This is a genomic window from Streptomyces sp. NBC_01260 (genome assembly GCF_036226405.1).
Taxonomy (GTDB): Bacteria; Actinomycetota; Actinomycetes; order Streptomycetales; family Streptomycetaceae; genus Streptomyces; species Streptomyces laculatispora.
In genome coordinates, this window is the sequence record NZ_CP108464.1 from 4,711,835 (window position 1) to 4,724,570 (window position 12,736).

At 70.4% G+C, this 12,736-nt stretch carries 14 protein-coding genes and 1 pseudogene; 8 read left to right on the forward strand and 7 right to left on the reverse strand.

Annotation, left to right across the window (positions count from 1 at the left end; all coding sequences use genetic code 11):
• Window positions 1-6: 6 nt before the first annotated feature.
• A complete protein-coding gene (resB, locus tag OG322_RS21130; RefSeq protein ID WP_124284269.1) occupies window positions 7-1,788 on the forward strand; it encodes a cytochrome c biogenesis protein ResB in 1,782 nt (593 codons plus the stop codon).
• Window positions 1,785-2,867, forward strand: coding sequence for a c-type cytochrome biogenesis protein CcsB (gene ccsB / locus OG322_RS21135; protein ID WP_123459961.1), 1,083 nt, complete (start codon window positions 1,785-1,787; stop codon window positions 2,865-2,867). The genes resB and ccsB overlap by 4 nt, the downstream gene beginning before the upstream one ends.
• Before the next feature lie 134 nt (window positions 2,868-3,001).
• On the opposite strand, the gene OG322_RS21140 is transcribed toward ccsB, so the two are convergent.
• From OG322_RS21140 to OG322_RS41605, 3 genes and pseudogenes are all read right to left on the reverse strand, one after another.
• Window positions 3,002-3,466, reverse strand: a complete 465-nt coding sequence (locus OG322_RS21140; protein ID WP_123459960.1) for a nucleoside deaminase — start codon at window positions 3,464-3,466, stop codon at window positions 3,002-3,004.
• A complete protein-coding gene (locus OG322_RS21145) occupies window positions 3,463-4,791 on the reverse strand; it encodes an aldehyde dehydrogenase family protein (protein ID WP_206432387.1) in 1,329 nt (442 codons plus the stop codon). Before OG322_RS21145 ends, OG322_RS21140 begins: the two co-directional genes overlap by 4 nt.
• A pseudogene (locus OG322_RS41605) lies at window positions 4,777-5,469 on the reverse strand (type 1 glutamine amidotransferase domain-containing protein); the annotation flags it as partial. The pseudogene OG322_RS41605 and the gene OG322_RS21145, both read right to left, overlap by 15 nt.
• Window positions 5,470-5,637: 168 nt before the next feature.
• Between OG322_RS41605 and OG322_RS21150 the strand changes: the two are divergent.
• On the forward strand, window positions 5,638-6,102 hold the full coding sequence (locus OG322_RS21150; protein WP_123462060.1) for a MarR family winged helix-turn-helix transcriptional regulator: 465 nt from the start codon (window positions 5,638-5,640) through the stop codon (window positions 6,100-6,102).
• Window positions 6,103-6,113: 11 nt separating this feature from the next.
• Here the strand turns inward: OG322_RS21150 and OG322_RS21155 are convergent, their stop codons facing one another.
• Entirely contained in the window at window positions 6,114-6,518 is a 405-nt protein-coding gene (locus OG322_RS21155) for a PLD nuclease N-terminal domain-containing protein (RefSeq protein WP_123459958.1), read from the reverse strand.
• A 73-nt stretch (window positions 6,519-6,591) separates the two neighbouring features.
• Window positions 6,592-7,401: a class I SAM-dependent methyltransferase gene (locus OG322_RS21160; RefSeq protein ID WP_123459957.1), complete on the reverse strand. Its 810-nt coding sequence runs from the start codon at window positions 7,399-7,401 to the stop codon at window positions 6,592-6,594.
• A 103-nt stretch (window positions 7,402-7,504) separates the two neighbouring features.
• Here OG322_RS21160 and OG322_RS21165 point away from each other — a divergent pair, with 103 nt between their 5' ends.
• From OG322_RS21165 to mqnP, 4 genes are all read left to right on the forward strand, one after another.
• Window positions 7,505-8,239 carry a GntR family transcriptional regulator gene (locus OG322_RS21165; RefSeq protein ID WP_123459956.1) on the forward strand — a complete coding sequence of 245 codons (735 nt, stop codon included), beginning with the start codon at window positions 7,505-7,507 and terminating at the stop codon, window positions 8,237-8,239.
• Window positions 8,240-8,276: 37 nt separating this feature from the next.
• Window positions 8,277-8,621: a hypothetical protein gene (locus tag OG322_RS21170; RefSeq protein ID WP_123462058.1), complete on the forward strand. Its 345-nt coding sequence runs from the start codon at window positions 8,277-8,279 to the stop codon at window positions 8,619-8,621.
• 137 nt (window positions 8,622-8,758) lie between these two features.
• Window positions 8,759-10,216 (forward strand): menaquinone biosynthesis decarboxylase, encoded by a 1,458-nt coding sequence (locus tag OG322_RS21175; RefSeq protein ID WP_123459955.1) that lies wholly within the window; start codon window positions 8,759-8,761, stop codon window positions 10,214-10,216.
• Window positions 10,213-11,130 (forward strand): menaquinone biosynthesis prenyltransferase MqnP, encoded by a 918-nt coding sequence (mqnP, locus tag OG322_RS21180; protein ID WP_123459954.1) that lies wholly within the window; start codon window positions 10,213-10,215, stop codon window positions 11,128-11,130. Before OG322_RS21175 ends, mqnP begins: the two co-directional genes overlap by 4 nt.
• Here the strand turns inward: mqnP and OG322_RS21185 are convergent.
• The gene (locus OG322_RS21185; protein WP_123462056.1) at window positions 11,066-11,707 is read right to left on the reverse strand and encodes a rhomboid family intramembrane serine protease; all 642 of its coding nucleotides are present in this window, start codon (window positions 11,705-11,707) and stop codon (window positions 11,066-11,068) included. The genes mqnP and OG322_RS21185 overlap by 65 nt on opposite strands.
• Window positions 11,708-11,808: 101 nt before the next feature.
• Here OG322_RS21185 and OG322_RS21190 point away from each other — a divergent pair, with 101 nt between their 5' ends.
• On the forward strand, window positions 11,809-12,474 hold the full coding sequence (locus tag OG322_RS21190; RefSeq protein WP_329306798.1) for a UbiX family flavin prenyltransferase: 666 nt from the start codon (window positions 11,809-11,811) through the stop codon (window positions 12,472-12,474).
• An 11-nt stretch (window positions 12,475-12,485) separates the two neighbouring features.
• Here OG322_RS21190 and OG322_RS21195 read toward each other — a convergent pair whose 3' ends face one another.
• A complete protein-coding gene (locus OG322_RS21195; protein WP_260146689.1) occupies window positions 12,486-12,620 on the reverse strand; it encodes a hypothetical protein in 135 nt (44 codons plus the stop codon).
• Window positions 12,621-12,736: the final 116 nt, after the last annotated feature.

Here is a 12,736-nt window from a genome sequence, read left to right on the forward strand (position 1 = left end):
GTTCCAATGAGCAACACCAAGTCCAACCCGCCCCAGGAGCGCGAGCGCCCCGACGAGCGGGAGGTGCGCGCAGAGCAGGACCGGGAGACCGCCCGTGAACTCGGCGCGGCCGGTTCCCAGCTCTCCACCGCCCCGCGCGAGGAGTCCCTGGCCACCCTGCCGGCCATGGGAGTCATCGGCTGGGCCCGCTGGTTCTGGCGCCAGCTCACCTCCATGCGGATCGCGCTGATCCTGCTGTTCCTGCTGTCGCTCGGTGCCATCCCCGGCTCACTGATCCCGCAGAACAGCGTCGACGAGCTCAAGGTGCAGACCTTCAAGGGGCTCCACACCACCGTCACGCCGATCTACGAGAAGCTCCAGTTCTTCGACGTCTACAGCTCGGTGTGGTTCTCCGCGATCTACATCCTGCTGTTCATCTCGCTCATCGGCTGCATCGTGCCGCGCACCGGCACCTTCATCGGCCAGCTGCGCAGCCGCCCGCCGCTTGCGCCCAAGCGGCTGACCAGGCTGCCCGCGTACACCACCTGGCGCACCGAGGCCGAGCCCGAGCAGGTCCGCGAGGCCGCGCTCGGCCTGATGCGCAAGCGCCGCTACCGCGCCCATGTCGACGGGGACGCGGTCGCCGCCGAGAAGGGCTATCTGCGCGAGGCCGGGAACCTGATGTTCCACATCGCGCTCATCGTGATGCTGGTGGCCTTCGCCGTGGGGCAGCTCTTCAAGTCCGAGGGCGGCAAGCTGATCGTCGAGGGCGACGGCTTCTCCAACACGATCACCCAGTACGACGACTTCAAGTCCGGTTCGCTCTTCGACAACGACTCGCTCGTCCCCTTCAGCTTCACCCTCGACAAGTTCGTCGGCACGTACGAGCGCAGCGGCCCGCAGATCGGCACGCCGCGCACCTACGAGGCCCATGTGACGTACTCCAAGGGCGCCTACGGCAAGCCCGAGAAGTCCGTCATCAAGGTCAACGAACCCCTCGTCGTCGACGGCACCAAGGTCTATCTCAACGCCCACGGCTACGCGCCCGTCGTCTCCGTCAAGGACGGCAGGGGCAAGGAGGTCTACAAGGCCGCCGTGCCGTTGCTGCCCCTCGACAACAACGTCACGTCGAGCGGCGCGATCAAGGTCCTGGACGGCTACCGGGACAAGAACGGCAAGCGGGACCAGCTCGGTTTCCAGGCGTTCTTCGTGCCGACCTTCGCGGGCAAGGGCAAGGGCACGATGTACTCGCAGTTCCCGGCCGCCGACATGCCGGTGCTGGCCCTCAACGGCTTCCACGGCTCCCTCGGGCCGGACTCCGGGCTGGCGCAGAACGTGTACCAGCTGGACAAGACCAAGATGAAGGAGTTCAAGGACTCCAAGGGCGAGCAGGTCAAGAAGCGGCTGCTCGTCGGCGAGACGATGAAGCTGCCCGACGGGGCCGGCTCCATCACGTTCGAGGGCCTCCAGGAGTGGGCCAGCTTCCAGATCTCGGAGCAGCCCGCCAGCGGCTGGGCGCTCACCGGGGCCATCGGCGCGATCGCCGGTCTCGCCGGTTCCCTCTTCATCCAGCGGCGCCGGGTCTGGGTCCGGGCCGTACGCGGCAGCGACGGTGTCACCGTCGTCGAAATGGCGGGGCTCGGCCGCAGCGAGTCCGCGAAGCTTCCCGAGGAGCTGGCCGATCTCGCGGTCACGCTCAACGCCGTGGCGCCCACAGCGCCCGGTCCTGACACCGACCCTGATCCCGATCCGGACCCCGACGCCGTCGACGCGTCCTCCGCAGAACCTTCCGAAGGGGCTGAGAAGTGAATCTCGCCGCCGCAACCAACGAGAATCTGGCACACACCAGCAATGTGCTGATCTATTCGTCGATGGCCGTCTACACGCTGGCCTTCTTCGCGCACATCGCGGAGTGGGTGTTCGGCAGCCGCAGCAAGGTCGGGCGCACCGCCGCCGCGCTGACCACCGGGGAAGCCGCCGCGCCGACGGTGAAGGTCGAGGTCGCGCAGAAGGCCGGGGGCACCGCCGTACTGGACCGGCCGAAGATCATCACCCGTTCCGCGGCCGGTTCCCGTGACGTCCCGGACGGGCCCGGCGCGGCCGGCGGCACGTTCAAGGGCGACCTGTACGGGCGGATCGCGGTCTCCATGACCGTGCTCGCCTTCCTGGTCCAGGCGGGCGGCGTCATCGCCCGCGCCCTGTCCGTGCAGCGTGCCCCCTGGGGCAACATGTACGAGTTCTCCATCACCTTCTCCGTGGTGGCGGTCGGCGCGTACCTGACCCTGCTGACGCTGAAGAAGAACGTCCGCTGGATGGGGCTGCTCCTGGTCACCACCGTCCTGCTGGACCTCGGCATCGCGACCACGGTGCTGTACACCTCCAGCGACCAGCTGGTGCCCGCACTGCACTCGTACTGGCTGTGGATCCACGTCTCCACCGCGATCATCTGCGGCGCCGTGTTCTTCCTCGGCGGGGTCGGCACCCTGATGTACCTGTTCCGCGACAGTTACGAGAACAAGCTCGCCAACGGGGGCCGGCCGGGCGCGTTCGCCGAGTCCGTGCTCTCCCGGCTGCCCGCCGCGTCGAGCCTCGACAAGTTCTCGTACCGGATCAACGCCGCCGTCTTCCCGCTGTGGACGTTCACGATCATCGCGGGCGCGATCTGGGCGGGCGACGCCTGGGGCCGCTACTGGGGCTGGGACCCCAAGGAGGTCTGGTCCTTCATCACCTGGGTCGCGTACGCCTGCTACCTGCACGCCCGCGCCACCGCCGGCTGGAAGGGCCGCAAGGCCGCCTACCTGGCGCTGATCGCCTTCGGCTGCTGGATCTTCAACTACTACGGCGTGAACATCTTCGTCACCGGCAAGCACTCCTACGCCGGCGTCTGAGACCTCACACCACGGGTGCGGAACGGCACCCCCGGCCGCGGGTTCCGCGGCCCGCCCTCCGGCTGCCCCACCCCGTCCCGCGGGTGTGGGGCAGCCGTTGCCGGTTTTGGGCGGCTGCCGGACCGTGTCCGGGATCAGTCCTCGCCGATGTCCTCGCTCCACAGCGCGGGATTCCCGCGCACGAAGCCGCGCATCAGATCGAGGCAGTCGGCGTCGTCGAGCAGCACGATCTCCACCCCGTGCCGGGCCAGCCAGTCGTGCCCGCCGCGGAACGTCCCGGCCTCACCGATCACCACCCGCGAGATCCCGAACTGGCGCACCAGACCCGAGCAGTACCAGCAGGGGGACAGCGTCGTCACCATCGTGGTGCCCCGGTACGAGCGCTGCCGCCCGGCGGCCCGGAACGCGGCCGTCTCCGCGTGCATGGACGGATCGCCGTCCTGCACCCGGCGGTTGCGGCCCCGGCCGAGCAGCGCACCGTCCGCCCCGTACAGGGCGGCGCCGATCGGGATGCCGCCCTCGGCGAGACCGGCACGGGCCTCGTCGAGGGCGGTCGCCAGCCACGCCGCGTCCCGGCCGGGGGCGCCGGTGGTGCTCATGAGGCGAGAGGGGTGTCCAGGACCGCCTTGCGGTGGCTGAACGTCTCCAGCGAGTAGCGGCCGTGGTAGCTGCCCATACCGCTCTCGCCGACCCCGCCGAACGGCAGGTCCGACACGGTCAGATGGGCCAGCGGCAGCCCGATCCCGACGGCGCCCGACGACGTCTCGGCGACCAGCCGTTCGCGTACGGTGTCCGACTCGGTGAACGCGTACAGCGCGAGCGGCTTGTCCCGGTCGTTGATGAACGCGATGGCCTCGTCGAGGCCGTCCACCGAGATGATCGGCAGCACCGGGCCGAAGATCTCCTCCCGCATCACGGGCGCGTCCGGTGCCACGTCGGCCAGCACGGTCGGGGCGAGGTACTTGGCGTCGCGGTCGTACGTCCCGCCGGTCACCGTGCGGCCCGAGCCGAGCAGGCCCGTCAGCCGGTCGAAGTGGCGCCGGTTCACGATCCGTCCGTACTCCGGGTGCGTCGAGGCGTCCGCCCCGTACAGCTCCTCGACGGCGGTGGCGAGCGCGTCCGCGAGGGCGGCGCCGGTCCCCGGGTCGGTCAGTACGTAGTCGGGGGCGACGCAGGTCTGGCCGGCGTTCAGGAACTTGCCGGCCGCCAGCCGGCCCGCGACCGCCTTCAGGTCGGTGTCCCGGTCGACGAAGACCGGTGACTTGCCGCCCAGTTCGAGCGTCACCGGAGTGAGGTGCTTCGCCGCGGCGGCCATCACGATCCGGCCCACCGCACCGTTGCCGGTGTAGAAGATGTGGTCGAAGCGCTCGGCGAGCAGCGCGGTGGTCTCGGGGACCGCCCCCTCCACGACGGCGACCGCGTCCTCGTCCAGACAGCGCGGCAGCAGCCGGGCGACGGCGGCGGAGGTCGCGGGCGCCAGCTCGCTCGGCTTGGCCACCACGGCGTTGCCGGCGGCCAGCGCGCCGACGACCGGGGCGAGCAGCAGCTGCAGCGGGTAGTTCCAGGGCGCGATGACCAGGACGACACCGAGCGGGTCCTGCACGGTGTGGGCCTTCGCCCCGCCCAGCCGGGCCGGTACGGGGGCGGGCTCGGGCCGCAGCCAGTCGGCCAGGTGCTCCAGCGTGTGGTCGATCTCGCGGACGGTGAAGTCGATCTCGGTGCGGTACGCCTCCTTGCGGCTCTTGCCGAGGTCGGCGTGGAGCGCGTCGGCGAGTTCGTCACCGTGCTCGGTGAGCAGCGCGCGCAGCCGCCGGAGCTGGTCGGTGCGCCAGTCGAGGCTCTTGGTGCGGCCGGTGCGGAAGGTGGTGCGGAGACGGTCGACGGTCTCGGCCGGGGACTCGACGGGGGCGAGCGCGGCGACCATCTCACGGGCGAGCTGCTCGGAGGAGGCCGGGTTCTGGCCGGTGTGCAGGGTGCGGTCGGTGACGGTGTGCGGGGCGAAGGGGGCGGCGGCGGTGTAGTCGGCGCCCAGCGCGACGAGCCGGTCCTCCAGCAGCCAGGGCGCCTTGTCGGCGAGTCCGCCGATGGATTCCTCGGCGTTGCTGAACCCGGTCATGCGGTAGCCGGCGAACGGCCAGCCGCCGTCCTCGCGCCGGGCGGCGAGCAGTGCGGCCGGCGCGTGGCAGAGCACGCCGAGCCGGACGCCGGAGTCGAGCGCGCCGGTCAGCAGCCGCCCGGACAGGGCGCTGACGGCCAGGTCCTCCATGGGCCCGTGACCGCCGGGGTAGAAGAGGGCGTCGTACCGGTCCGGGTGGATGTCCTCCAGCCGGGCCGGGGCGCGGAGCTCGGGGCCGATCGCGTCGAGGTACGCGGCGACGGCGTCGGCCTGCTCCGGTCCGCCGTTGGCGGCGGCCGCCAGGCTGCCCGCGTCGACGGTGGGGGTGACGCCGCCGGGGGTGGCGAGCGTGACGGCGTATCCGGCCTCGGTGAAGACCCGGTGCGGCGCGGCCAGCTCCTCGGCCCAGAACCCGGTGGGGTGGGTGGTGCCGTCGTTGAGGGTCCAGTGGTCGGCGCCGGTGAGAACGAACAGTACGGAGGGCATGGGGGGTACTCCCTGCGGGCGGGCGAAGTGCGGGTTCACATGCGGGTTCAGCTGGGAAGCGGGACCCGCTCAGAACTTGATATGCTCAAGCAATCGATTTCATGTAACTGCCAAATATTGAGCATGTCAAATAAATGTCGGCGGATGCCGATCGAAGAATGGCCGACCATGACCACCGAACCGACGCCCCGCGCCGTCACTGCTCCGGACGATCGAGCCGCCCCCACCCCGGAAGACCTCCTGGAGCCGCTGGCCGTCGTCGTCCGCGGCCATCACGACGACCTCACCGCCGTCGCCGCCCGCCACGGCCTGTCGACCTCGCAGGCCCGTGCGCTGATCGCGCTCAACGAACCCATGCCGATGAGCGCGCTCGCGGCCCACCTCGTCTGCGACGCGTCCAACGCCACCGGCCTCATCAGCCGCATGGAGACCCGCGGACTGGTCGGCCGCGCCCCCGCCCCGGGCGACCGCCGCTCCAAGGTCGCGAGCCGCACCCCCGAGGGCACCCGGCTCGCCCGCACGATCCGCGCCGAGATGCACGCCGTGCACGGTGCGCTCGAAGCGCTCACACCGCAGGAGCGCACAGCACTGCTGCCCCTGCTCAACCGGCTGGGGCAACTGCTGTACGTCTGATCCCGCGTGCGTTACGAAGCGGGCGGCGCCGACTCCTCCGGACCCGCCCCGCTGTCGCGCCGCTTGAGCTCGTTCTCCCGGCGGCGCAGGTCCGCCTCCCAGTCCTTGAGGAGCGACTCGTCCTTCTTGTGCTCGTCCTTCAGGGAGTTGAGGAAGTCGGGATTGTCGTCCGGCGCCACCCACCGGGTGCGCCGGCCGCGGTGCCACTCGGAGGGCGTACGGCCGTCGGCGGGCACCTCCCGCACCTTGCCCGCGGCCAGCCACACGATCGGGCCGACGATCCAGAACAGCAGGATGATGAAGACCCAGGCGATCTTCGGCAGGTGCTTGGCCTCGTCCTCCGGGGTGTTCAGGCAGTCGATGAACGCGTAGATCGTCAGCGCCAGCGGCAGGAGGTAGATCAGGGCCCGGAGCATGGTGGAAGAGTCCCCCAGGGGAGAGTTGGCGGGGCAGAGCCCCGCCCCGGTGACGGGCCCAGGGTAGCCGGTGTCAGTTGCGCCCCACGGCGAGCAGATGGGAACTGGCGGCGAGCAGATCGGGGTAGGGCTCGGCCATGCGGGCCGCCGCGAGGGCGGAGGCGAACATGCGCGACTGGGTGAGGGATTCGCGGGTGTGCCGCTCGGTCGCCTTCAGCAGTGCCCAGGTGGGACCTTCGATCCCGTACACCCGGGTTCCGGTGAAACCGGCTTCGCTCATCTCCGCCTCCAGTTCCGCGCCCGTATGGAAGTGCGCCTCGGTGAAGCCCTTCTTCCCGTCGTGCGAACCGGTCGCGAGGATCTTGGCGATGCCTTGCTGGAGCGAGGCGCTGTCGAGGTGCGCGAGGGCGGTGTGCTCGAACAGCGAGGCGTAGCGGCTGATGCCGGCCGCGGCGACGAGCCCGCCGGGCCGGACCACACGACGGGCTTCGGCGAGGGCGGTCATACGGTCGGCGGCTTCGACGAGGTGGTAGAGCGGGCCGAGCAGCAGAACCACGTCGTACGAGTCGTCCGGCGCGCTCAGTTCCCGTGCGTCGCCCAGCTCGACGGTGCAGCCGCAGTCCCCGGCCTCGGTGAGATGGCGCTGCACCGGGTCCACGAGGTGGACGCGGTATCCGTCGTCCGAGAGCCATCGCGCATGAGTCCCCGGGCCGCCGCCGACATCGAGCACGGATGCCGGGGCGGGCGGGAGGTGGCGACGCAGCAGCTCCTGTGTCCGGACCATTTCCAGTACACCGTCGGCCGGGACGTTGAGCCGGTCCGCCTCGTTGATGGTGGAGGTGTAGAACTCGATGATTCCCGTGGGGACTTGGTGAGCCGTCATAAGTCCGTCCTGTTCCCGGCCGGGGGTTCCTGGCCGGAGCCGCAGCGGGTGAATCCCTGCGCTAACCTAGCCGGTTGACCTGTCCAGTCACCAGGAGGACGCTGTGCCGCTACTCAAGTACGAGCAGATCGCCGAGTCCCTGCGCATCAGGATTTCGGAGGGCGAGTTCGGGCCGGGTGATCTTCTTCCCTCCGGGCGCGACCTGTGCGAGCAGTGGGCGGTGTCGCGCGCCACCGTCATCAAGGCGATGGACGTCCTGCGTGGCGACGGGCTTGTCGCGGCCCGGCAGGGCACGGGGTTCACGGTCGTGGAGACCCCGGTGGCCCGCCCGGTGGGCCGGCGATTCGCCGGATCGTCCCGGGTGTCCGGCGGGAGCCCCTTCCGGCGTCTGGGGGCGCCGGGGAAGGAGGAGCCGCCCAGGCGGGTGGCCGAGGCGATGGGGCTCGGCACCGGGGCCCTCGCTCTTCGCCGTGACCGGCTGATGCTGCTCGACGACGGCTCGCCGTTGTCGCTGGTCACGGCCTGGTTCCCGGAGAGCGTGTCGGACCGCTGCCCGAGGCTCGCCCAGAAGGGGCCGATCGCGGAGGGCACCACGCACTACGTGGCGCGGACGCTCGGCAGGTCTCCGGTCCAGGGGGCCGATGTGACCTCGGTCCGGCTGGCCTCCGCCTCCGAGGCCGAGTCCCTGGGGCTCAGCGGACCGGTCGCCGTGGCGGTCGTCCTTCACACGGCGAGTGACGACGCGGGCGAGGTGCTGGTGTGCGAGGAGGGTGTGACGCCCGGGCACCTCTGGGAGCAGATCGAGAGCTACCCGATGGGCGGAAGAAGCGGCGAATAGCTTGACCGGACCGGTCCACCGATCCAGTCTCATGACCATGAGCGCCCCAGAGCAACTCGACGCCTCGCGTGCCCGGTTACTGCCATGGCCCCGGCCGGACGGTGGACCGTGCTACCTGCGTACGGACGGCCATGGATACGTGTCGCGGGTGGCGGACCAGATGGAGGCCGTACAACTGGGCATGGGCGCCGAGGTCCTCGGCTGCGCCCGGCCGATCATCGCCGCCCCCGGTGCGTCGGCGACGGAGCTCCGCTTTGCCGCAGCCCGCCTGGCCGAGTGCCTGGCCGATGCGCTGCGGATCGCCGAGAGCAGGGGCGGGCGGCCCCCGTACGGCAGTGGCGACGGGGGCCGCACGGAGCCGGGTGACGTACGCGGGACGTGAACACCGGGCGAGGGCGGCAGCCCAGCAGCTCTGCCCGGCCGCGTCCGCCCTGGCCGAGGCGTTGTCTCCGCCTGCGCCGCCGGGGGACCCGGACCCGGTGACGGGCCCGGGGCGACCGGTGGCCGATACTGGTCAGCATGGCTTACGACGATCTTCGATCCCTTCTCCGGGCTCTGGAGCGCGAGGGCGAGCTCAAGCGCATCAAGGCCGAGGTCGACCCCTACCTGGAGGTCGGTGAGATCGTCGACCGGGTGAACAAGGCCGGCGGGCCCGCGCTGCTCTTCGAGAACGTCAAGGGCTCCTCGATGCCCCTGGCCATGAACGTGTTCGGCACCGACAAGCGGCTCCTCAAGGCGCTCGGGCTGAAGTCCTACTCCGAGATCAGCGACAAGATCGGCGGGCTGCTCAAGCCCGAGCTTCCGCACGGCTTCGTCGGGGTCCGGGAGGCCTTCGGCAAGCTCGGGACGATGGTCCACGTACCGCCCAAGAAGGTGAAGGCCGAGAACGCCCCGGTGCAGGAGGTCGTCCTCACCGGCGACGACGTGGACCTGGACCGGCTGCCCGCGCTGTTCACCTGGCCCAAGGACGGCGGCTCGTTCTTCAACCTGGGTCTCACGCACACCAAGCACCCCGAGACCGGCGTACGGAACCTGGGGCTCTACCGGCTCCAGCGCCACGACCGGCGCACCATCGGGATGCACTGGCAGATCCACAAGGACAGCCGCAACCACTACCAGGTCGCCGCCAGGCGCGGTGAGCGGCTGCCGGTCGCCATCGCCTTCGGGGCGCCGCCCGCGGTGACGTACGCCTCCACCGCGCCGCTGCCCGGGGACATCGACGAGTACCTGTTCGCCGGGTTCATCCAGGGCAAGCGCATCGAGATGGTCGACTGCAAGACCGTCCCGCTCCAGGTCCCGGCCAACGCCGAGGTCGTCATCGAGGGCTGGCTGGAGCCCGGGAAGACGCTGCCCGAGGGGCCGTTCGGCGACCACACCGGCTTCTACACGCCGCAGGAGCCGTTCCCCGCGCTGACCATCGACTGCGTGACGATGCGCAGGCGTCCGCTGATCCAGTCGATCGTGGTGGGCCGGCCGCCGACCGAGGACGGGCCGCTGGGGCGGGCCACCGAGCGGTTCTTCCTGCCGCTGCTCAAGATCATCGTGCCGGACATCGTGGACTACCACCTGCCCGAGTCCGGCGGTTTCCACAACTGCGCCATCGTCTCGATCGACAAGAAGTACCCGAAGCACGCCCAGAAGGTGATGAGCGCCATCTGGGGCGCGCACATGATGTCGCTGACCAAGCTGATCGTCGTGGTGGACTCCGACTGCGACGTCCACGATCTGCACGAGGTGTCCTGGCGGGCGCTCGGCAATACGGACTACGCGCGGGACCTGACCGTCGCCGAGGGGCCCGTCGACCATCTCGACCACGCCTCCTACCAGCAGTTCTGGGGCGGCAAGGCCGGTATCGACGCGACGAAGAAGTGGCCCGAGGAGGGCTACACCCGGGACGGGGGCTGGCCGGACATGGTCGAGTCCGACCCGGACACGGCGGCGAAGGTCGACCGCCGGTGGAAGGAATACGGACTGTGAGCGCCGCCGAAGCGACTCTGGGCTCCGAGCCCGCGCAACCGAACAGCAAGGTCAAGGCGTTCCTGCGGCTCGTGATGATCGAGCACTCGGTCTTCGCGCTGCCCTTCGCGTTCATCGCCGCGCTGACCGCGATGTTCCAGGACGACGAGTCGATCCACTGGGCGACCCTGCTGCTCGTCACCATCGCCATGGTCGGGCTGCGCACCTTCGCGATGGCCGCGAACCGGATCATCGACCGGGAGATCGACGCCCGCAACCCCCGTACCGCCGGCCGTGAACTGGTGACGGGCGCGGTGTCGGTGCGCTCCGCGTGGACGGGGGCGCTCGTCGCCGTCGTCGTCTTCCTCGGTGCGGCGGCGCTGCTGAACCCGCTCTGTCTGGCGCTCGCGCCGCTCGCGGTGATCCCGATGGTGGTCTATCCGTACGGGAAGCGGTTCACGAACTACCCGCACGCGATCCTGGGGATCGCCCAGGCCATGGGGCCGGTCGGTGCCTGGCTGGCGGTGACCGGGAGCTGGTCGTGGGACGCGGTGATCCTGGGGCTGGCCGTCGGCATCTGGATCGGCGGCTTCGACCTGATCTTCGCCTGCCAGGACGTGCAGGCCGACCGGGCCCACGGGGTGCTCTCGGTCCCGGCGCGGTTCGGCATTCCGGGCGCGCTCTGGGGCGCGCGGGTCTGCCACGCGGTGACGACCGGCCTGCTGGTCTGGTTCGGACTGGCCACCGAGGCGGGGCTCTTCTACTGGATCGGCATGGTGATCGTCGCCGTGGCCTTCGTGTACGAGCACCGGGTGGTGCGGCCGCACGATCTGTCGCGGCTGAACCGGGCGTTCTTCTCGGTCAACGGGTTCATCGGAATGGCCCTGTTCGCGTGTGCCCTGCTGGATCTGCTGGTGCGGGGCCTGACGGTCTGAGCGGCCGGGCGCCGCGGCGCAGGACGAACGCGGCCACCGCTCCGCCGATCAGGCCGAAGAGGTGGCCCTGCCAGCTGACACCCGGATCGGTCGGCAGGACGCCCTGGAGCAGCGAGCCGTACACCGCGGCGATGATCACGCCGACGACCACGTCCAGCGGGCGGCGGTCCACGAAGCCGCGGACCAGCAGATAGCCGAAGAGGCCGAAAACCACGCCCGACGCGCCGAGCGTGACGGTGTTCGCCGGAGCGGTGAGCCAGACGCCGAGGCCGCCGATCACGATCACGGTGAGCACCACGCCGGCGAAGCGGCGCAGGCCGCCCAGGGCGGCGATGAAGCCCAGGACCAGCAGCGGGACGCTGTTCGACGCGACGTGCGCCCAGCCGCTGTGCAGAAAGGCGGCGGGCACGATGTCGAGCAGCTCGCCCGGATCGCGCGGGCTGATGCCGTGGCTGTCCAGGCTGTGGCCGGTCGCGAGGTCGATGCCCTCCAGCACCCAGAGCAGCCCGACCCAGCCCAGCATGACCGCGCCCGCCACGAGGGCACGGGCTCCGGTCGTCGTGTGCGTGGCGTTCATGGAACGCACCCCCCTTCATCCGTCGGAACGTACGGAGCCCCTGGCTCGGTTCCGGGTCGCGCGTGCCGGATAGGCTCGGTCCTGTGGATTCCGGGATTTCAGTGAGTCAGCAGCAGCGACAGCCTTGGATTGTCGGGGTTTCAGGCGCTTCGGGCACACCATTCGCCGCTGCGGTGCTGCGCGGTCTGCTGGCCGCGGGGGAGAGCGTCGATCTGGTGGTGAGCCGGGCGTCGCGGCTGACCCTGCTGGACGAGACCGGGATCGCGTTCCGTGACGCGCACTGGCAGGAGGACCTGCGCGGCTGGCTGGCGCGGGGTGCGGACGGCAAGCCGCGCACCTTCGAGGTGGAGTTGTCCGGTGTACGGCACTGGGCCGCCGGTGATCTGGCCGCCGGGCCGTCCTCGGGGTCGTACCCGGCGAAGGGGATGCTGATCGTCCCGGCCTCGACGGCGTGTGTGGCCGGGGTGGCGCTCGGGCTCTCGAAGGACCTGTTGCAGCGGGCCGCGAGCGTGACGCTCAAGGAGCGGCGGAAGCTGGTCGTCGCGGTGCGCGAGACCCCGCTCAACGGGCAGACGCTGAAGCATCTGGTGGCCCTGGACGAGGCGGGCGCGGTCGTGCTGCCCGCCTCTCCGGCGTTCTACGCGGGTGCGACGCACATCCAGGACCTGGTGGATTTCGTCGCGGGGCGGGTGCTGGACGCGGCAGGGGTGCCGCACCAGCTGTACCGCCGCTGGGAGGGAGAGCTCGGTGGCGGCTCCCGTGGCTGATCCGGGTGGGGTCAGCGCTTCTTGGCTGCGCGCGGGTTGCGGGTCCGGTCGACCCGGTGGGCAGCGGCGGGCTGGTGGGCACGCGAGCGGTTGGCCAGGTCCTGCAGCTCGCGCATCCGGGCGTAGGCCATCTCGATCGTGTACACGGTGTTTTCACTCCTGAAGATTCGAAAGCATTTTTTGGATGCTCGGGAAGATTTGCAGGCTCTGACGCCTGCATGCCTTAGATTCTACACGTAGATTCGCGAAACTGCTGAATAAT